Below are 21,198 nucleotides of genomic sequence, written 5' to 3' on the forward strand. Positions count from 1 at the left end.
TGCTCCGGCCAGCGGCTCGATGTTGGCGCAGTTGTACTCAGTCTCCGCGTCGCAGACCTTGGGTGCCGTTGCCGTCAGCCCGGTCGCGCCGAGACCTAGCGCCGCCGCGACAGCCACGGTCCGATACGAGCGTATGCGGCGCAGCGCGAAGACGCAGACGACACCGCCCGCGACCAACAGGCTGCCGAGCAGCATCAGGATCAGGCTCGTGGCCATCGTGGCCACGAGCACGAAGCCGGTCAGGAACGTGGCGACGATGCCGCCGAGGGTGCCCAGACTGGACAGCCTGCCGACTATGCTCCCGGTGCGGTGCAGGTCGTTCAGCTGGAGTTTGACGACCAGTGGGCTGACCGCGGACAGCAACGCCGCCGGCAGGAACACGGCCACTGACGCCAGCGCGATCACCGCGATCGGGTGAGTGCCGTTCAGGGTCCGGCCGGCCAGGCGCACCGTCGGCAGCACCAGCAGCACGGTCACCCCGCCCGTCAGGAGCAGCCAGCCGATCACCGAGCGGGGAGAGATCCGGTCGGCGATGCGGCCGCCGAGCCAGGTGCCGAGCGCGATCGACGCGAGGGCCGTTCCGATGACCGCGGAATTCACCTGCAGATTGATGCCGATGTACGGGGCGAGGAGGCGGATGGCGAGGGTTTCGAGGATGAGCACCGCACCCGATGAGGCGAAGACCAGTATCGCGGCCGCAAGTGGCGGCATCGGGGAGCTGTGGGGGGTAATGGCTGTGGGCGGTGCGGTTTGCTTCTCTTGTTGTCCAGTGGACATGAGACCTCCGGATCGCTGGTTGCTGCTGGGGTTCCGGGCAGTCGGAAGGGCGAACGCCGGAATGACGCACATGGCCAGTCCGGAAGGGCGGGAACGGTCAGTTCCGAAGAGCGGAAATGGACAGTCCGGCCGTCGCGGCTGTGGTCAGCCCGTCAGTCCGGCATCACGGAAAGTGCTTCGGTGGGACACATCCGTACGACCTCGACGACGTCGTCGCGCAGCTCCGCCGATACGTGCGTCACCAGTGTCACCACCACCGCGTCGTCGTCCTGATCGAAGATCTCGGGCAGCCGGTCCGCACATAACCCGCTGCCCGCACACCTGTCACGGTCGCCCACGATGCGCATCCGTCACCTTCCACTCTCGTTGTGGGCGGAGTCACTTGCCGTGATCACCGCCATGCCGCTCGGCAACACCTTGATCTCCTCGCACCGCAGCCCGGCGCCGGTGAGGAGAGCGGCGAACTCATCCTTCGTGCGCTCCTTGCCACCGGACGCGCCAAACAGGGAGAGCATGTAAAGATCCATGAGCGCCGGCATCCGGACCGCGGCGGAGTCCGCGGCGCCGTCCGCGTCGGTCACCAGGTCGATCACCTTCAGCCGACTGCCCGGGGGCATCGCCGCGCGGACGGTGCGCAGGATCGCCGACGCACGGTCGTCGTCCCAGTCGTGCAGCACATGGCTGAGGAGATAAAGGTCGCCGCCCGGCGGGAGTTCGTCGAAGAAGTCGCCGGTCACCGCGGTACACCGGTCCTCGACGCCCTCCTCCGCGATGCGCTTGTCGGCCAGCGGCACGGTGCCCGGCAGGTCGACGAGCACGCCAGTGCTCCCGGGAGTCGAGCGCAACAGGCGGGTCAGCAACGCGCCGTCCCCGCCGCCCACGTCCACGACGAGCGGGAAACCGCTGAAGTCCACCGCGTCGAAGACCTCGTCGAGCTCCAGGGACAGCCCGGTCGCCTGCGACCGGTCGAAGGCTTCCCGGGTATCCGGCTGCCCTTCCAGATAGTCGAACAGGCTGGAACCGTGCACCTTCACGAATGCCGACTCGCCGGTGCGGATGGTGTGCGCCAGTTCCGTCCACGTAGCGCCGACCTCATGCCCCACGAGGAGCGCTGTCGGCTCCGCCGACCCCGGCTCGTCCGGGCAGAGCGCGCCGCCCAGCGGGGTGAGCGCGTACCGGCCCGCGTCGTCCTGGGTGAACACCTCGAACGCGGTCAAGGCTCGCAGCAGCCGCCGCATCGCGACCGGATGTGCCGAGACGGTCCGGGCGACGTCCTCGGCGGTTCTGCGCCGTTCCGCCAGTATGCCGGGCACGCCGAGACGCACCGCGACGCACAGCGCGCGCGAGATGAGCTGCCCGTAGAGCAGCATCCGCATCCGGGCCGCGTTCTCCAGCCGGGCCTCGTCCGTCACGCTGTCACCTCCCTGCTTCCTCGGGATTGCCGGCCCGGGCAGCCGACCTGAGCGCCGCGGTGGCCCGCCGGGTACGAGCGGGCCACCGCAGCGAGGGGTGTCCGCACCGCACTACTTCGTCGCCACGATCAGGCCGTGGGGTGTCCAGCCGGGGAACGGTATCCGCTCGGCGCTGCGGAAACCGGCCTCCCGCAGGCACTCCTCATGCACGGACCACGGGTAGATCATTCCGCCCTCCGCCGGCAAGGACGCGAAGTAGACGCTGTCCAGGGCGGCGACGACCGGCCCGTCGCCCTCGTCGTTGGACATCGAGTTGAAGATCACGAGCCGGCCGCCCTCGGGCAGCGCCTCGTACGCCCGGCGCATGAGCGCAGTGTTCTGCTCCGGTGTCCAGATGACGAGCTGGTGCGCGTACATCACCACGTCGCAGTCCGTGGGCAGCGGGTCGCTGAACATGTCACCGGTGATCACGGAGACCTGATCGCCGACGCCGGCCTCGGCGATCTTCTTCTCGGCGAGCGTGCGGGAGGCCGGGATCTCGAACACGGTCACATCGAGGCCGGGGTTGGCCTGCGCGAGGGCGATCGCGTTGACCGCGTCCCCGCCGCCGCAGTCCAGGAGTCGCTTGGCTCCGGTCAGGTCAAGCTGCTCCACGAGGTGCCGGTTGGCCAGCTCCGACCAGGACCGCATGTACCGGTAGAAGACCTGCTCCATGTGCGGGTTCTCGGACAGCCGGTGGTACAGGTCGCGGCCGGAACCGCGCACCCGGCGCAGGCCCACGTTCCGGTTCTGCCGGAGGGATTCGGTGAAGTCCGCCTGACCCTCGTAGACGATGTACTGCTCGAAGGCGACCGTGTCCTTGAACCGCTCCCAGTCGCCGTCTGCCGTCAAGTCCCTGATGACCTGCGCGAGGTGGTAGCGCTCGCCGCTCTTGCACAAAAGTCCCAGCGAGGTGCAGCCCAGGAGAAGGATGTCGCAGGCCCGCTCGGCCAGCCCGAGTTCGCCGCGGATCTCCGGCTTGGTCAGCCCGTCGCGTTCGGCGAGCAGGTCGGGCAGGCCGAGCTCGCATGCGGCGTTCAAGTACTGGAAGGCGGCATGCCCGAAAAGGATCCGGGACAGCCCGTCCATGTCCAGCGGCTGCTGAATCCGGTCGACGTCGTCTGCAGTGGTCATGGATGCATCTCCTTGGAGCACGCGGGGGATGGAAGTGGAATGTGTGCCGGTACGGGCGGAGCGGGCGGCGCTCACTGGACCACGGCGACCGGATCGGCCCAGGTCGCGTCTATGTGCTCCAGGCATTCCGCCCGGGTCCCGGCGAACCCGGCTGCCTTCCAGCCGTCCGGGATGTCGCGTCCGTCGGGCCAGATCGAGTACTGCTGCGCGTCGTTGACGACGACGACGCACGGCACAGAGTCGTCGTCGCCGAGGAATGTCGCCACGGTGTTCTCTCCTGTCGTCGATTGATCGGCGCGGTGGGGCTCCGCGCCGGGCGTGCGGCTTGGCCCTGAGCTGCCGCCGGGTGGCGCCCTGGAGTCCGGGCGGCGCGGGGTCACAGCCGCACCCAGCGGGAGCTGAACGTCGCGTTGCCCCAGGACTCGACGTCGAGCGCGGCGGCCTGCACGCGTCCGGCGGGCTCCGGCCCGTCCTGCAGCAACTGCTTGCGGAGCTCTTCCGGCAGGCCATCGCCGCGGTCCAGGACACGCAGCGGCACCGGGGAGGACGGCAGGTCCAGTTCGACGACGAAGCCCTCCGGATCCACCGCGTGCAGCCACAGCTCCCATACGGTGCCGGGCTCGCCGATCTCGGCTTCCCCACGCGTCATGGCGCGGCCCTCGACGCTCCAGCGGGCCACGTCGCCGCCGGGGACGGACAGGGAGATCTGCCGGGCGCCGCGGGGCGAGCGGACGCGCAGCCGGAGGCGCCTGCGGCCGTCCGTTGCGCTCTCGGACAGCACATCCACCACCGGCGCGGCCATCGTGTCCGCGGGCCCGGGCGCCGCCAGGAACTCCCGCGCCCAGCCCGGGAACCACTCCGGCCGCTCGCCGCGCTCCGGGGCCGTGCCCAGGGCGCGGCCGGTCCAGGCGTTGGGCTCTGGGTCACTGCTGAGCCACCAGGACTGCCCGGAGTCCGCGTCGGTGAGGTAACTGAGGGTCTCGGGTGCGGGCCGGGCGTCGTCGGGTGGGCCGCCGGCCGCGCGATGCAGGAGGGTGCCGACGCCGGCCCCGGTCAGCGCGAGCGCCAGGCCGCGTCGGATGCCGCGGGGCATACCGTCCAGGGCGGGTACCGCGAGTTCGCCGAGGAACTGCCAGGCCACCACCGCCGTCGCCGCGGCCCGCGGGGTCAGGCCCTGGTACAGCAGCCGCCCCAGGGGCGCGAGTACCACCGCCGCAGGCAACGCGCCGACCGCGCTGCCCCACGCGCGCACCACGGGCGAGCGGCCGCGCAGCAGGACCGCGCCCAGGCAACTGCCGAGAAGCGGCCAGGTGGTGAGGTAACCGGCGCCCGGCAACGCCACGGTCAGCCACGCGTTCGCACCGGTCAGCAGCGTCTCGGCGCCGAGCCGCCGGCTCTCCGGGCTGCCCGGTGCCGACAGGGTGCCGGCGGCGGCCAGCCCGGCCAGCGCCCAGCGCACCCGGTCGGAGTCGTAAAGGTCCCCGCCCCTGCGGAACTCCGGGCTGCGCCGGCCGACCGCCTGCACGGCCGCGGTCGCGACGGCGCCGCCGCACACCAGGCAGGCCGCCGCGGTGGCCGCGCCGACCCCGGCCTCCCGCACCGCGGCGCGTCCGCCACCGGCACGGCACCGACCGAGCACGTACAGGCCGGTGGCTGCCCCCGCCAGGATCCGGGACACCCTGGTGCTGTAGCGCACCAGCCTGCCCTCCCCCACGGTGAAGAAGGTCGCGTCGTCGCCCCTCAGCTCCGTCAAATCGCCGCGGCCCAGGCGTTCGCCGACCTCCAGAGCGAGGCGGCCGTGGTGCCACAGGGTGTTCCGGTCGAGCCGGTCCAGGTCGTCCAGCGGGCTGTGGTAGTTCACGAATCCGCCGATGTTGGCGAAGTTCAGGCCGGGCAGGCTCCGCGCCTTGGCGAGGGCGAAGTCGGTGGCATTGGGCAGCCGCCGGTACACCTCGTAGAAGAGGGAGCTGGCGAACACCGGCACTCCGCTGCGCCCGAGCTCCTTGATCAGCGGGCCGTTGCCCGGCCCTGTCTCGAACATCAGGACCGGTCCGGACGTTCCCCGGGCCTCGAAGTTGAGCACCACGCGGACATCGGCTGCCCAGGGGTGCTCGGCGAAGAAGGCGCGGGCGCCGAGCAGGCCGCACTCCTCGCCGTCGGTGAAGACCACCAGCAGGTCGTTACGCAGGGGCTCGCGCTCGCCCAGGGCTCGGGCCGCTTCAAGCAGGGCCGCGACCGGGGCGCCCGCATCGCCCGCGCCGGGCCCCTGGGCCACCGAGTCATAGTGCGTCATCAGGGCCAGGGCCCGGCCCCGTTCGGTGCCGTGCCGACGGGCGAGCACGTTGTGCACCCGGCCCGCTCCCAGGTAGCGGGGCCCGTACGGGGTCGGCGTGCTGGTGCCCACGCCCACCGAGGTCTGCACGTCCACCTCGAAGCCGCATGCGGTGAGCTGCTCCACGAGATAGGCGCGGGTCTCGGCGGCGGCCTCGGAGCCGCTCGGCCGCGGCCCACCGGCGATGGTGCGCAAATGCTGCTCGGCTCCGGCGGCCGAGAACGCTCCGGCACCGGCCGCGGCGTCGCGCCGGTCAGGCCGGGGCGGCCGCAGCTTGGCGCTCGTCCAGCAGGCGGCTCCCAGGGGGGCGGCGAAGGCGAGGGCGCGGGCAGCGGCGCGCGCCGCCTTGCGGGCACGGTTGTTCACGGCTTCTCCTTGGCAGCGGGCTGCTCGCCCGGGGCGGACACGGCGCTGCGGCGTATCTGGCGGAACTGCTCGATCACGCCGACGGCCGGGCGGTGCGATCGCGCGGTGGCCAGCAGGCTGGGGGATGCGGTGCCGACGAAGTGGGCGCAGACCTCCTTGTGGGCCTCGTAGGCGCCGTCGAGGGCGGCCAGGAAGTCGCGCAGCAGTGCTTCAAAGCCGCGCGCGGCCAGCCAGTGCCAGGCCGGACCGGCCGCGGTGAGCCTCTCCACGAGGTACTCGTGGTCCCGCCACCGCAGGCCGCTCATCTGCGGAGGTGCGACGGGCGGCATCAGCGTGGGGCGGATCTCGTCCTGGTATTGCGTTGCGGTGGCGTCCCCGGCGAAGCACAGGGCCGCGCGTGCGGCCCGCATCGTCCGGATGGCGACGCGCGCACCGACGACGGCCGCGTCCTCGTCGCCCCGCTGCGCCGCGTCCGACATCGACGCCAGGGCCAGCCCGCAGCCCTGGGAGAACGGCATGAACACGTGGTGGCCGCGCACCCAGCGCTTGAGCCCCTCCATCGGAGTGGACACGCGTTGGGCGGGCGCGGCGGGCACGCGCGCGGCGGCATCCGCGGGCAGCACCCGGTCCGGGTGGGCGAGCCAGTGCAGCAGCACGTCGAAGCCGTCGACCAGTTCCCGCCAGGTCTCCTCGTCCAGACCGGTGCCGGAGGCGGCGGTGAGGTCGAGCACTTCCTCCAACGCGTGGAGCAGGGCCAGCCGCAGCAGCTGCGCCGGATCGCCGCTGTGCCGCTCGATGCCGAACGCCGCGTCGTTGTCCCGATTGGGGCGCGACTCGTCGGGATCGTCGGTCACCAACGTGCTGGGGACCGGCCCCAGTTCGTCGCCGGCCCGGCGTACGGCGTCGCACAGGGCGGGCAGTCCGGCCCGGGCGGCGGGGGCGAGCAGCAGCTCGCTGACCCGCGCCGCGGCGGCTCCGCCGACGACGGCGAGGTCCGGGATGGTCGTGGGCAGGTCCGCGGGCCGTGCGATGCGGAACGGGACAGTGGCGACGTGTTCCAGATAGTCCGTCATCACGCACCCCCCGGGCCGGTCGCGGTGTCGGGCACGACATCCTCCGGGCGCGGCAGGAATTTCGTACGCACCAGGTAGTCCATGACCGCGAAGGCCTGTTCGCGGCTGGACGGCGGGCAGCTGATGCCGCTGCCCTCGAGCAGGCGCAGGGTGGCGGCGCACTCCTCCGCCGGCGTGAGCTCGGACAGGTACGCGGGGTCCAGGGCCCGGTGTGGTTCGGGCTCCGCGTCCCGGATCAGCGGCAGGATCGAGTACAGCGGGTGGCCGGGGCCGACGGCCAGGGCCCGGCGCCGCCCCTCTTCGAAGGGCACGATGTCGAAGCGGTAGCCGTAGTCGGCGAGCCAGCCGCAGAAGGTGTCCAGCGCGACCGGCGCGGGGTTGAACAGGTGGTAGAAGCCGCCGAGTGCCTCGGGGCGCCGGGAGATGTGCACCACCGCGGAGGCGACGTAGTCGACGGGCACCGTGTCGAAGATCCGCGGGTAGTCGGGCAGGACGCGCATCGGCAGGTAGCCGCGGAAGGCCATGAGCAGGTAGTCGGTGGCCTGGGTCGCCCCGGTGCGGGTGTGGCCGAGGATCAGGCCGGGGCGGAACACGGTGACGGGTATGCCGCGCCGTCGTGCGACGTCCACGACCTTCTCGGCCACCCACTTGCTGCCGGTGTAACCGGCGGGCACGTGCACCGCGGAGCGCAGGGGTGAGGCGTCCTCCAGGAACGGGCGGGGGGTGTGCGTGGCGAGGAGAGTGTCGATGGTGGAGATGTGGTGCACCGCTTTGAGCCGCGTGGTGCAGGCGAGGTCGAGGACCCGCTGGGTGCCCGCCACATTGGGCTCCTTGAGCGCGGAGTACGGATAGACGAAGTTGACGAGGGCCCCGTTGTGATAGATCACATCAACCGTCGCGGCCAGCTCCGCCCACTGCTCCTCGTCGAGGCCGAAGCGGTCTTTGCCCAGGTCGCCCACGACGCACTGGACCCGGTGCCAGCGGTCCGCCGCGTCGATCTCGTACTGGACAAAGCCCTCGCGCAGCCGCTGCAGGGCGTGCTCCTCGTCCTCCGCCCGGCACAGGCAGACGATCTCCGCGTCGGTGCGGTTGAGCAGTTCCTCCAGCAGGTGCAGTCCCAGATAGCCGGTGGCGCCGGTGAGCAGCACCCGCCGCGGGACCGCCCAGTCGGCGTGCGGCAGCCCGTCCGGGCGGATGGCCTCGTCCAGGCTGCCGTCGCGTTCGAGGGTGAAAGCGTGCTGCTTGCCGAGAACGGCGGCGAGCCCACCGCGCCGGTAGGTGTCGATGGTCTCCGCGACGCCCGCCGCGGTGGGGACCCGGAAGAACTCGTGCAGCGGGATGTCCGTTTGGTGACGAGCCTGGAGCAGCGTGGCGAGCCGGGCCAGCATCACCGACGTACCGCCGGCCTCGAAGAAGTCGGCGTCGACCGCTAGTTCCTCGACGCCCAGCACACGCTGGAAGTCCTCGGCCACGGCACGTTCGAGCGGGGTACGGGGCGCGCCGCCTGCGGCCGCGGGGCGGGGCGGTGCGCTGAAGTTCTCCCGCAACGCGGCAAGGTCCAGCTTGCCGGTGGCCGTGCGCGGCAGGTCGTCGACGACGGTGATGGTGTCGGGGACGAGGTAGCGCGGCAACTGTTTGAGGAGCTCGGCGCGGAGCTCCTGCACCACCGCGGCGTCACCGCCGGCTTCTGTACGGACGATCGCGGCCGCCAGGCGGGCCTGGCCGGTCCCCGCCGCGATGGGCACGACCGCAGCGGCCGCGACGTGCGGGCAGGCGAGCAGGGCCGCCTCGGTCTCGCGGGGCTCGACCCGGTGTCCGCGGATCTTGACCTGGTCGTCGATCCGGCCGAGGAACTCGATCTCGCCGGAAGGCCGTTGCCGCCCGAGGTCCCCGGTGCGGTAGATGCGGGCGCCGGGCTCCCCGTACGGATCGGGCAGGAAGCGCGCGGCGGTCAGCCCCGGGCGTCCCTGGTAGCCGAGGGCCACGCCCGCGCCCCCGATGACGATCTCGCCCGGCACCATGTCGGGCACGGGGCGCAGCTCGCCGTCGACGACGTGCGCGTCGACGTTGTGGATCGCGCGGCCGATCGGCACTGTGCCCCGAGCTCCGGCGGGCACGGCGTACGCGGTGGCGTCGATGGTGGTCTCGGTGGGCCCGTACAGGTTGGCCACCTCCGCGGACCAGGTGTCCCGCGCCCGCCGTACCAGGTCGGGCTCCAGCGGCTCCGCCCCGCTCAGCAGCAGCCGTACGCCGGTCGACTCGCCGGCTTCCGGGTGGGCGAGCAGCAGCCGGAGCAGCGATGGCACGCCGCCGACCACACTGAGGCGCTCGTCGCGGATCAGCCGCAAAAGCGCGGTCGGGTCGTCGAGCTCATTCTCCCGTGCGAGCACGATCGTCGCCCCGGCGATCAGCGGCCAGAATCCGGCCCACACCGACGGGTCGAAGCTGAACGCGTGGTTGTGCAGCACGCGGTCGCCGGGGCGCAGCTCCCAGGTGCGCTGCCGCCACAGGAGGTTGTTGACGGCGTTGCGGTGCCGTACCACCACGCCCTTGGGCAGGCCGGTGCTGCCGGAGGTGTAGATCATGTAGGCCGGGTCCTCGGGCCGTACGTCCACCGGTGCCGGCTCGTCACGCGCGGCGCCCAGGGACTCCAGCAGCAGCACGGGCACGGGGAGGTCGTCCGGCGGCGCCGTCGAGGAGTCCGAGACGACGAGCACCGCGCCGGAGTCGTGCAGCAAGTAGCGGGCACGCTCGGCGGGGTGGTGCGGGTCGATGGGGACGAACACGGCCCCGCAGCGGACCACCGCGAGCTGAGTGGCGATGGCGTCCGGGCCCCGGCTCAGCCACAGGGCCACGCGGTCGCCGGGCGTCACCCCGCGGTCCTGCAGGCCGCCGGCGATGACGCCGGAGCGGTGCCAGAGCCTGCCGTAGGACACGTCCGCGCCGTGGCAGCGCACGGCGACGAGATCCGCGTGCTCGGCGTCGGTCGCGCGCTTCGCGACCAGGTCCACGAGCGAGGCGCCGGGGAGCTCGTGCCGCTCTCCGCGTCCGCACGGCACCTCGGCATTCGGGCCTTCGAGCAGCGGCAGTTCGGGCACGCCCACGGCTGCCGGCTCCGCATCCGTCAACAGCGGCCGCAGCACGGCGGCCAGGGACGCGGCCACGCCCCACACGTCGTCCGCCGAGTACAGCGTGGCGTCGTAGTCCACTTGCAGCGTCACCCGCTGGGGCAGCAGCCACACGGTCAGGTCGATGTCGTGCTGTCCACAGCCGATCTCGCAGGGCACGGCCGCGGCCGCCGAGTCATCGGCCCGCCGGTCCACGACCCGCAGCGCCGTCTGTACGTACGGTGTGCGGCTGACGTCCCGCTCGGGCGGGCAGACCTCCAGCAGCCGTGCGAAGGGGACCCCGTCGGTGCGGGCCTGCTTCAGCTCGTCGGCGGTGGCGCGCACCAGTTCCGTGAGCGGGGCGTCGACGGGCAGGTCGACGCGGACCGGGCGGACGTCGTCCAGCGGGCCGAACACCGAGGCGGATGCGGCGGGCCGAGGCAGGTGCACGCCGCACTGGGCCGAATCGCTCCCCTGGTAACGCATCAGGACAGCCAGCCAGGCGGCGACGGCCCGGTCGGTGCACCTCAGGGCACCGAGCCGGCCCGCGGTGGACGCCGGGGGCAGCTCCAGGAACTCCACTGCCCGCTTCTGCCCCTTGACCTCCGGGCGTGGCCGCGGGGTGGGGATCTCCCGCGCGTTGGGCACGGAGAGCAGTTTGCCGAGCTCACGTGCCCGGTCCTCGCCGTCCTGGTGCCGCTGCTCCTCGGCCTCGACCAGCGCGGCCAGGTCGCCGGCGGAGCCCGAGCGTGCGCCGCTCAGCTCCGCTGCCAGGAGGTCGAGAGAACTCGGGTCGGCGATCAGCCGGTGCGCCACGCTGAAGAGCTCCCACCGGTCGGTGGCCAGCCGGAAGAGCACGACGCGGAGGAGCGGGCCGTGCTGCACATCGGGGGGCTCGGCGGCCATCCGGGTGCACAGGTCAGTGATCACTTGCTCCGGGTCCGGCGCCTCGCCCACGTTCATGGTGCGCAAGGCGAGTTCGGCCAGCGGCAGCGTCAGACGTACGGGCCGGCCGGCCACCTCCGTAAAGACGCTCCGCAGCGCCTCCTGGCGCCGGCCCAGCTGCGCCAGGCGTAACTGGACGTCGGCCACGTCGACGGGGCCTTTGATCCGGTGGCGAGCGACCAGCGTGCACGGTGCGTCGCCCGACAGTTGCCGCAGGAGCCACCAGCGGCGCTGTTCCGCGGAGAGCGGGCCGACCGCCTGGGCCCCCCCGGTCGCCCGCAGGGTACGGTCCACCTCCTGGGCGAAGCGGGCGTCGTTGTCCGCTGCGTTCACTGGTCAATCACCTCGGCCTGGACGAAAGCTGCCGCCACGGGTTCGCCGCGGCGCGTTGCCACGTACTGCGCGATGTGGGCCACGGTCGGCTCCACGAACATCACCGACACCGGTACGGTCACGCCGAGTCGCTCCTCGGTGAGCTGTATCGCTCGGCTGGCCAGCAAGGAGTGCCCGCCCAGCGCGAAGAAGTCGTCGGTGACACCGAGATCCGGCACGTCGAGGACCTCCCGCCACAGGTCGGCGACGGCTCGTTCGGTGTCGTTGCGGGGCGACAACCGCTCGGACATGGCGGCAAGTTCGGTCCCGGACCTCGGCAGCGCCAGCCGGTTGACCTTGCCGTTCGGCGTCAGCGGGATCTCGGTGAGGGCACGGAACCGGGCGGGCAGAGCCGCCTCGGGCAGCAAGGCGGCTGCCTGTCGGCGGGCCGCGGCCGCCCACTCGGGCGTGGGCTCGGTGCCCTGCTCCGGGACGAGCCCGGCCCACACCGCGGCGTCCGCGCCCGTGCCGACGACCGCCGCCACGGCGTCACGCACGCCGCCGGCGGACCGCAGCGCGTGCTCCACCTCGCCCAGTTCGATCCGGAATCCACGCACCTTGACCTGGTCGTCGATGCGTCCGGCGTACTCCAGGGTGCCGTCGGTGCGCCGGCGCGCCAGGTCGCCGGTGCGGTACAACCGCCGCCCCTTGCCGACCGGGTCCGGCAGGAACCTGGCCGCGGTCAGCGCGGCGTTGCCGAGGTAGCCGGTGGCCACGCCCGGCCCACCGATGAGCAGCTCGCCGCAGACGCCCGTGGGCACCGGGTTCAGCTGCGCGTCGACCACCACGGCCGTTGTGCCGGACAGCGGCATGCCCACATGGACCACCTCGCCCGGCCGGAGCCTCGCGGCGCAGGACCAGATCGTGGTCTCGGTGGGGCCGTAGAGGTTCCAGGCCGCGCCCGCGTGCGGGGACAGGGTGTCGGCCAGGTCCGCGGGAAGCGCCTCGCCGCCGCACAAGACCCGGAAGCCCGGTCCCGGACGCCACTCGGCGTCCAGGGCCAGCCGCCAGGTGGCGGGGGTGGCCTGGGCGAGGGTGACGTCGGTGGCAGCGAGCCGACGGCGCAGCTGTGCGCCGTCACGCAGCGCCTCCTGGGGAGGGATGACGACGACGCCGCCCGCCGTGAGCGGGCCGAGCAGCTCGAACAGCGAGATGTCGAAGGCGGTCGTGGTCAGCGCAAGGAGCCGATCGTCCCGGCACAGCCCGACTTCTTCGGTCAGCGCACTGAGGAAGTACGCGAGATTGCGGTGCGATACCGCGATCCCCTTGGGGGTCCCGGTCGAGCCGGAGGTGAACATCAGGTACGCGAGGGAGTCCGGGTCCGGGTCCGTGAGCGCTGAAGAGTCGCCCGGCGCAGCCATCAGTTCTTCAGCCGGGACCGCCTGCACCGCTGTGCCGGACACGGGCAGGTCCGTTCCGGCCGAGTGGATGATCAGTGAGGGCGCGGCACGTTCGACGATGAGGCGGCGGCGGTGCTCGGGCAGGGTGGGGTCCAACGGCACGTACACGGCGCCGCACTGCCAGATCGCCAGCAGCGCCACGACCACGGCGGCGCCGCGCTCCACGTGCACCGCGACCCGCGACCCGGGCCGCACCCCGGAGCGCGCGAGCTCGCCGGCGGCGGCGGTGACCCGCGCGTCGAGCTCCTGGTAGGTCAGGGCGAGGTCGTCGCCGCGCAGGGCCGGCGCTTGTGGGCTGCGCTCGGCGTGTTCCCTGACGCGCCGCAGCAGCTGCTGCCCGGCGGGCGGGGGCCCCGCCATCGGCCAGGGCGGGGCCTGGTCGTCGCTGAGGGATACGGTGGCGACCCGCTCGTGCGGGGAGTGGACCAGCCGCTCCAAGACGATGCGCATGCGGTCGGCGATGAGCTGCACGGTGGCTGCGTCGAACAGGGCCGTCGCGTATTCGAGGAATCCGCGGATCTCCCCCCTGCGCTGCTCGAAGAGGAACAACGACAGATCGAGGCGGGCGGTCGCGGTGTCAATGTCGGCGATCTCGGCGCGCAGGCCCGGGAGCTCGTACACGGTCTGCGCGTCGGGCTGGAAGCTGAACAGCACAGAGAACAGCGGGTTGCGGTCCAGGAGCCTGGGTGGGCTCAGCGCCTCGACCAGGTCGCTGAAGGGCAGGTCGGAGTCCGCCATCAGCTCGCCGATCCGGGAGTGGGTCTGCCGGGCCAGCTCCAGCAGCGACCGGCTGCCGACCTCGGAGCGCAGCACGCAGGTGTTGGCGAGATAGCCGACGGTGCCGGCGAGTTCGGCGCGGCAACGGTTGGAGACGGGAATACCGACGGCCAGGTCGGGGGCGCCGCTGGAGCGGTGCAGCACCACCAGGAAGGCGGTCAGCAGCAGCGAGGAGACGCTGATGTCGTAGTCGGCCGCGCGCTGGCGCAGCAGCTGCGCCTCGTCGGCCGGCACGACGACGGGCAGCCGTGCCCCGTCGACGCTCTGCCGGGCCGGGCGGCGGCGGTCGGTGCCGAGGTCGAGGCCCGCGGGCAGCCCCGCCAGGCGGTCGCGCCAGCGGTCGGTGAGGGCGCGCCGCTCCGCGGCCCACTCGTCGTCGGGTTCCTCGCCGCCCGTGCTCCACACGACGAAGTCGCCGAACTGCAGGAGGAGTCCCTCTTCTTCGCCCCGGTGCGGGGCGCCGGAGCGGAGCCGCTGATAGCTGCCGAAGATCTCGTCCAGGACGATCCGCAGCGACACCCCGTCGCACACCGCGTGGTGCACGCACAGCGCGAGCACGGAGCGTTCGGCGTCTACCCGCACCAGGGCGGCGCGCATCAGCGGCGCGGTGCGCAAGTCCCAGCCGCGGCGGGCGACGTGCTGCAGAACGAGTGTCAGCTCCGCCTCGGCCTCGTCGGCGTCGAGCGCCGTGAGGTCCACGTCTTGCAGGGTGACGGACACACCCTGCCGGACGATCTGCACCAACCGACCTTCCTCGTCGCGCAGTGCGGTGCGCAGGGCCTCATGCCGCTCCACCACCTCGTTGATGGCCTGCTGGACATACCGGGGGTCGACCTGTCCGGTCAGCGTGGCGCGGACGGCCAGGCAGTACGCGGGCGCGGACTGCGGGATCATCTGGTGCAGGAACCACAGGCGTTGCTGTCCCGGCGAGCCGGGGAAGACCAGGTCGTCGCTGTTCATGAGGACTGTCATCGCATCTCCGGTTCGCTTCGTGCGCGCACGGTCCGGTGTGATCGGTCCACTCGCTGGATGCGGCGGGGGTCGCCCGTGGCCGCCGCGCTGGAGGCGATCACCGCCTCCTGCTCCGTGATGGTCCGCGCGTTCCACAGACGCGTCACGGAGACGTCCGCGCGGAACTCCTCGCGGATGGAGCCGGCGAGCCGGGCGAGGAGCAGTGAGTGCCCGCCGACCTCGAAGAAGTCGTCCGCGGTGCTCACCGCCTCAAGGCCCAGCAGCTGCTGCCAGATCCCGGCGAGCCGGCGCTGCACGGAGTTCGCCGGCGGGGAGCCCTCGGTGTTCCCGACGCGCGTGGCGGGCAGTTGGGCGATCCGGGCGCGATCCGGCTTGCCGTTGCGGTTCTTGGGCAGTTCGTCGACGATCGCGTACTCGGCGGGCACCATGTACGAGGGCAGGTGCTCGGCGAGCCGGCTGCGCAGGTTCCGCAGCCAGTCGGACGGATCGTCCGGCACCGGCGCCGCGGGCACCAGGCAGGCGACCAGGCGCCGATCGAGCCCGCTGCCGACGGCGTGCACCAGGGCCTCGCGCAGTGCCGCGACGCGGCGCAACCGGCTCTCGACCTCGCCGGTTTCGATGCGGAATCCACGCACCTTGACCTGGTGGTCCACCCGTCCGACGAATTCCAGCTGGCCGTCGGGGCGCCAACGCACCAGATCCCCGGAGCGGTACGCGCGGCCCCCCGAGCCGTCGGCGTCGGGCAGGAAACGGGCCGCCGTCGGGCCGGGTTCGCCGAGGTAGCCCAGCGCCACGCACGGCCCCGCGATCAGCGCCTCGCCGACGGCGCCGATGGGGACGTCCCACAGATTCTCGTCGACGACCCGCACCGTGGTGCCGCCGAACGGCCTGCCGATCGGTACCGGGTCCTCGACGTCGGCATGGACCTGGGTGAAGGTCATGTAGGTGGTGGTCTCAGTGGGCCCGTACATGGCGACGATCTCGGCCTGCGGGCAGTCCGCGGCGATGCGCCGGACCAGGTCCCCGGTGATCACGTCCCCGCCCATGGTGACCAGTCGCAGGCCGGGCGGCAGGGCGCCATGGTGTGCACAAGTGGCGACCGCCGAGGGGACGCTGCTGAGGAAGGTCGACGGCGCGGGTTCGTCCTGCTCCAGGAGCGTCAGCGCGTTCTCCACCAGCCGTACGCGGTGTCCGTTGGCCAGGGGCAGGAAGAGCTCCCAGACCGACAGGTCGAAGTGCGTGCCGCTGACGGCCAGGCACTCCGTGAGCTGCTCCGGCGTGAAGTGGTAGCTGCCGAACCGGATGAGGTTGACCGCGGCGGCGTGGGAGATCAGCACGCCCTTGGGGCGACCGGTGGAGCCGGAGGTGAACATGGCGTACGCCGGGGAGGAGGCGGTGGCGGTGTCGGCGGGAGCCGGCGCCTGGGACGCCACCGCCTCCTCCACAGGGAGCGAGGCGCAGGAGAGGCGGCTCGCCGTTTCGGATGTGCCGTGGTCCGGCACACTTCCGTCCGTCAGCACGAGGCTCGCGCCCGCCCGGCTGAGGACGTCGGCCCGGCGGGCGGCCGGCGCGGACGCGTCGATGCCCACGTAGGCGCAGCCCGCGCGGAGCACGCCGAGCAGGGCGGGCAGCAGGTGCCGCCCGCGGCGCAGCAGAATGCCGACGGTGCCGCCCGTCGGCACGCCGCGGCGGCGCAACTCCCCCGCGACCGCCGCCGATTGACGGGCCAGGTCCCGGTAGGTCAACTCGCCGTCGTCGGCCAGGACAGCGGTACGGTCCGGGTACTGCTGGGCGGCGTGCAGCAGCAGGCCGTGCACGGTGTCCGGCCCGATGTTGGGCATCTCCGGGGCCCGGCCCCATGCCGAGAGCAGTCGGCGGTCGGTGGCGGAAACCACTTCCAAGTCGACGACCTGGGCATCGGGGTTCGCCATCAGCGCGTCGAGGGCGGCCGGGAGGGTCCTGGCCAGTTCCGCGGCGAGCTCGGGCGGATGGTGGGCCGGGTCGGTCTCGACGAATCCCATGATCTGGTCGCCGCGGTCGGCCAGAGCGGTGGCCAGGCGCCAGGGCCCGACGCTGACCGGCGGCACCACTGTGCGCAGCCGCAACTCCCCCGTGCGGAACTCCCCGCCGGTGAGCAGCGCGGCTCCCAGGCCGGTCATTCCGGGTGGGTCCTGGAACATGGCCAGGGTGGTCTCCGGGGGCGGCACGTCGAGGCCGTGGTGCTCCCGTGCGTGGTCGACGAGGTCGGGGTAGCCGACGCTCCGGTGTGCCAGGGCGTCGCGCAGCAGCGAGCCCACGAAGGCTACGTATTCCCGGGCCGTGCCCGTGTTCATGGCGACGGGCAGGACAACCGTGGACAGCTCGTAGCCGACCGAGCGCAGGTTGGCCGACCCGCGTCCGTGCAGTGACACTGCGAGCGGCGGGCACGCGCTGCGGCCGAGCCGGCCGAGAGCGAGGGCCTGCGCGGCGAACAGAACCGCATAGCGGGTGACGCCGCACTCGGTGGCGAACTCCCGCAGCCGTCGGCTTCGTTCCACCCCGAGGGCGAGCTCGGCGCGTGCGGTGGCCCGTGCCTCGCCGGGCTCGGTGGGCGCGGGCCGACGGGCCCGGGGCAGGTCGAGCCGGTCGCAGCCGTCGGCCCACAGTCGGCGCCAGAAGGCCAGGGAGTGTTCCTTTGCCCGCCCGCTCCGCTCCCGGGGCCTGCCCTGGGCGGCGTCGGGCGCGGCGGTCGTCCCCTCGGTGCCCGGGCTGCCGGTTCGGGCGTACAGGTCGGGCAACTCGCGCAGGAGCAGGGCCACGGACCACAGGTCGATCACGGCGTGGTGGACGCGGACCAGCAGGTGGGTGGGGGCGTCAGCCGAGACCAGCACCCTGGCCTGGAACAGCGGCCCGGCGGAGAGGTCCTGGGACTCCCGGCAGCGGCGTTCGAGCTCGGACGTCAGCTCCGCCTCCGATGCGCACTGGGGCAGTTTGTTGATCGTGCAGTAGCCGGACTCCGCCTCGCTCACCCGCGCCGCCGGATCGACGGTCCGCAGCCAGTGTTCGCCGTCGCGGACGAAGCGTGTCCGCAGCGCCTCGTGCCGCTCGGCCAGGACCAGCAACGCCCTGCGCAGCCTGCCGGGGTCGACGTCCCCCTCCAGGGCGAAGACCATGGCCAGGGTGAGGCCAGGGCGTTCCGCGTCGAGCTCGGCGGCGAGGCACAGGGCAAGTTCGTGGGGCAGGGCCTGCCAGATGTCCATGCGTACACTCCTCCGCCGAATAAAAGCGTGTTCATGCACTCGCCAACCGTCATGCTAAACAGGCGCGGAGCCGCCGCCGAGAAATCTGTCAGGGCATCAAAAGAAATCGCAGCGGCCGCCGACGAGGATCTTTTCTCTTTCTTTCATGACACACGCGGTGTTCTTCCGGCGCCGTTACACTGCCGGACCAATGCCCTGTAACGCGACCGCAGTTCGTCGTTCGCCTGGATCGACCATGGGAGAATCCTTGACTTCGACAGCCGCGTCACCAGCGCGAGCCCAGCTTCCAGGGCCGGCCCAAATCCCACTCGTGGGCTGGCGGACACGCGGTCTTTGGATGCTCCGCGATCCCGCCGAGTATCTGATGGGACAGCAATCCCGGTACGGCCCCATCAGCGCGTGGAACCCCCGCAGGCCGCGTCACGTCTTCGCATTCGGGCCGGAGTACTTACGCCAGATATTCGCCGAGCCAGAAATCTTCGTGGCCGATTCCTTTCGCGAAGTGCGCATTCCTACGGACACCTCGTTCTACCGGCTCACCAACGGCCTGCTGCGCCGCAACGGCGAGCCGCACCGCAGCCACCGCCGCCTCATGCAGCCGACGTTCACCGCGCGGCGAGTGCAGGTCTACCGGGAGACGGTCACGGAGGCCGTCGAGAGCGTCCTCGGCCGGCACCGGGCCGGCGAGACCGTGCCGTTGCACGACGAGCTCGCCCACCTGATCATGCTGATCGCGATGCGCACGGTCTTCGACCTCGACGCCCCCGACGACGTCGGCCGGCTACAGGGCCTGATCGCCAGGCTGCTGAAGTCGGCCGCCTCGCCCATGACACTGCTGCTCCCGTACGACCTCCCCCGAAGTTCCTTCCGCAACGCGCTGCGTACCAGCGACGAGATCGAGGCGATCCTGCTCGCGATGATCCGGCAGCGGAAGGCGGACGGCGCGAGCGGTCGTGACGTCCTGTCCCGGCTCGTCGCCGCGGAGGACGAGGACGGGACCAGGCTCACCGAGGAGGAATTGGTCGGCGAGGCCTACACGGCCTTCTGCCACGACAGCAGCACCGCGAGCTTGTTGTGGACCCTGCTCCTTCTGGACCAGCACCCGGCCGTCTACATGGATGTCGTCGACGAGCTGAAGGCCGTGCTCGGGGGCGACGCGCCCGACGCGGACCAGCTGGGCCGGCTGCCCCTCTTGGACGCCGTGCTCAAGGAGTCGCTGCGACTGCTGCCCCCGGCCCCCATGCTGATGCGCTACACCGCGAGCCCCACCCGCCTCGGCGACTACCGGCTCCCCACCGGGGCCATGGTCTTCTTCAGCCCGTACGTCACCCACCGCATGCCGGACGTTTTCCCTGACCCGCTGCGCTTCGACCCGTCCCGCTGGGAGAAGGCGAACCCTTCCGCGTACGAGTACCTGCCCTTCGGCGCCGGCAGCCACAACTGCGTGGGACGGCACTTCGCGATGCTGGAGATGAAGTCGATCCTGGCGGTGCTGCTGCAACGGTTCCGGCCGAGCCTGGCTGACGGCACCACCGTGAACCGGGCCATGCGCGTCTCCCTCGTTCCCAGCCACGGCCTGCCCATGCGACTGCTCCCGAGCGGCAGCAGCGCCCCCGCGGCATCACTGCAGGGCAACATCCGCGACAGCGTGCGGCTGCCCTGACGCATCCCCCCGGGGGGCCGGTTTCGCCCGACCGTCCACGAGGCTGGAGGCACACCGTGCACAAGACAACCCCGATGGTCATCGTCTCGGGAGCCGGCCCCACCGGGCTCACGCTCGCAGCCGAGCTCGCCCACGCCGGCATCCGGTGCCGCGTGCTGGAGAGGCGCCGCGAGCGCGTGCCCTGGTCCCGGGCCTTCGGACTCATGCCCCGCACCATGGAACTGCTCGACATGCGCGGCGCCATGGACCCATTCCTGGAGGCGGGGCTGCCGTGCATGCACCCACCTCTGGGCGACCTGCGCGGCCACCTGGACTACGGCCTGCTCGACACCCCGTTCCCGTACATCCTCATCCTGCCGCAGTCGAAGACCGAGGAACTGCTGGAGAAGCGCGCCGTGGAGGCAGGTGCCGAGATCGTGCGCAACGCGGAGATCACCGGAGTGCGCCAGGACCCGGAGACGGTCCACGTGCAGGTGCGCGGCCCGGACCGCGACTGGGAGGAGGCGGCGGACTGGGTGGTGGGCTGCGACGGCGTGCGCAGCACCGTGCGGGACAGCGTCGGCATCGGCTTCCCCGGACGCGTCTACGACAAATCCCTCGTCATCGTCGACGCCCCGCTGCGCAAGCCGCCGAAGTCCGAGGTGCACGCGCGGATCACCCGCCGCGGCATGGTGGCCGTCTACCCCTTCGGCGACGGCACATTCCGGCTCATCATCCTCGACCGGCAACGGATGGACATCCCGGTCGAGCAGCCCGTGACCCTCGCGGAGGCGACGGAGAGCATCCAGGGCATCCTCGGCCTCGACCCGCAGCCGTACGACCCCGTCTGGATGTCCCGTTTCCGCAGCTCACAGCGGCACGCCGACCGCTACCGGGCGGGCCGGGTGCTGCTCGCAGGCGACGCGGCCCACACCCACATCCCGTCCGGCGGCCAAGGGCTCCAGGTCGGCATCCAGGACGCGATGAACCTGGCGTGGAAGCTGATCTCCGAGATGCGGGGCCGGGCGCCCGAATGGCTCCTGGACAGCTACGAGAAGGAGCGGCGGCCCATCGCCGAGGCCACCTTGCGCAAGACCGACGTGGCCTTCCGCTTCGAGATCGCCGACAACCTGCCCTCCCGCCTCGCGCGCCGCCTTTTCATGAAGTCCGTGCGGATCAAGCCGCTGCAGATACCCGTGCTGAAAGAGTTCGCCAACTTCACGCTGCGCTACCGGCCGCCCCGGGAGGCCGGACCCACGCACCGGCTCACCGGCACCCGACTTCCCGACACCACCCTGCACGGCCCTGACCTGCGGGACGCCCGACTCTTCGAGCTCTTCCGCGATCAGCGTTTCGTGCTCCTCGACCAGACCGCCGAGGGGCGCGGCGCGGAGCTGGTGCGGCAGCTGTGGCCCGACCGGGTGCGCGCGGCCCACGGCAACGCCCCCGCTCGCAGGCGGCTGCCTGAGCTCGTGCTGGCACGCCCCGACGGCTATGTGGCCTGGGCGGGAGCAGGCGGCGACATCCCGCTCCTGCACGCGGCCGCGACCCGATGGTGCGGGCCGGCCGACAACCCCTTGGCGTGACCGAGCAGGTGCGCCCTACGACGTA

The 21,198-nt window shown here is 72.1% G+C and carries 12 protein-coding genes; 2 read left to right on the forward strand and 10 right to left on the reverse strand.

Translation table 11 applies throughout. The features are described 5' to 3' along the window. The 10 genes from OP79_RS34015 to OP79_RS34060 form a co-directional block, all read right to left on the reverse strand. The coding region (locus OP79_RS34015) for a fused MFS/spermidine synthase (protein WP_169786233.1) at window positions 1–711 on the reverse strand (711 nt) is incomplete at its 3' end. A gap of 218 nt (window positions 712–929) precedes the next feature. After that, on the reverse strand, window positions 930–1,124 hold the full coding sequence (locus OP79_RS34020; protein WP_033325720.1) for a ferredoxin: 195 nt from the start codon (window positions 1,122–1,124) through the stop codon (window positions 930–932). Window positions 1,125–1,127: 3 nt separating this feature from the next. After that, window positions 1,128–2,189: an acetylserotonin O-methyltransferase gene (locus OP79_RS34025; RefSeq protein ID WP_245685546.1), complete on the reverse strand. Its 1,062-nt coding sequence runs from the start codon at window positions 2,187–2,189 to the stop codon at window positions 1,128–1,130. 111 nt (window positions 2,190–2,300) lie between these two features. Continuing rightward, a complete protein-coding gene (locus OP79_RS34030; protein ID WP_033325721.1) occupies window positions 2,301–3,362 on the reverse strand; it encodes a methyltransferase in 1,062 nt (353 codons plus the stop codon). 71 nt (window positions 3,363–3,433) lie between these two features. Beyond that, window positions 3,434–3,628 (reverse strand): MbtH family protein, encoded by a 195-nt coding sequence (locus OP79_RS57315; protein ID WP_033325723.1) that lies wholly within the window; start codon window positions 3,626–3,628, stop codon window positions 3,434–3,436. A 110-nt stretch (window positions 3,629–3,738) separates the two neighbouring features. Beyond that, window positions 3,739–6,060, reverse strand: coding sequence for a M20/M25/M40 family metallo-hydrolase (locus OP79_RS57320; RefSeq protein WP_033325724.1), 2,322 nt, complete (start codon window positions 6,058–6,060; stop codon window positions 3,739–3,741). Beyond that, window positions 6,057–7,133 (reverse strand): hypothetical protein, encoded by a 1,077-nt coding sequence (locus tag OP79_RS34045; protein ID WP_033325725.1) that lies wholly within the window; start codon window positions 7,131–7,133, stop codon window positions 6,057–6,059. Before OP79_RS34045 ends, OP79_RS57320 begins: the two co-directional genes overlap by 4 nt. Then, window positions 7,133–11,518 carry a non-ribosomal peptide synthetase gene (locus OP79_RS34050; RefSeq protein ID WP_051745128.1) on the reverse strand — a complete coding sequence of 1,462 codons (4,386 nt, stop codon included), beginning with the start codon at window positions 11,516–11,518 and terminating at the stop codon, window positions 7,133–7,135. Before OP79_RS34050 ends, OP79_RS34045 begins: the two co-directional genes overlap by 1 nt. Next, window positions 11,515–14,706 carry a non-ribosomal peptide synthetase gene (locus OP79_RS34055; RefSeq protein ID WP_033325727.1) on the reverse strand — a complete coding sequence of 1,064 codons (3,192 nt, stop codon included), beginning with the start codon at window positions 14,704–14,706 and terminating at the stop codon, window positions 11,515–11,517. The genes OP79_RS34050 and OP79_RS34055 overlap by 4 nt, the downstream gene beginning before the upstream one ends. Beyond that, window positions 14,703–17,945 carry a non-ribosomal peptide synthetase gene (locus OP79_RS34060; RefSeq protein WP_033325729.1) on the reverse strand — a complete coding sequence of 1,081 codons (3,243 nt, stop codon included), beginning with the start codon at window positions 17,943–17,945 and terminating at the stop codon, window positions 14,703–14,705. Before OP79_RS34060 ends, OP79_RS34055 begins: the two co-directional genes overlap by 4 nt. A 337-nt stretch (window positions 17,946–18,282) precedes the next feature. On the opposite strand from OP79_RS34060, the gene OP79_RS34065 reads away from it, so the two are divergent. After that, entirely contained in the window at window positions 18,283–19,608 is a 1,326-nt protein-coding gene (locus OP79_RS34065) for a cytochrome P450 (RefSeq protein WP_033325730.1), read from the forward strand. Window positions 19,609–19,664: 56 nt separating this feature from the next. Further along, window positions 19,665–21,173, forward strand: coding sequence for an FAD-dependent monooxygenase (locus OP79_RS34070; RefSeq protein WP_157857402.1), 1,509 nt, complete (start codon window positions 19,665–19,667; stop codon window positions 21,171–21,173). Window positions 21,174–21,198: the final 25 nt, after the last annotated feature.

Source organism: Streptomyces yerevanensis (assembly GCF_000716805.1).
Classification (GTDB): Bacteria; Actinomycetota; Actinomycetes; order Streptomycetales; family Streptomycetaceae; genus Streptomyces; species Streptomyces flaveus.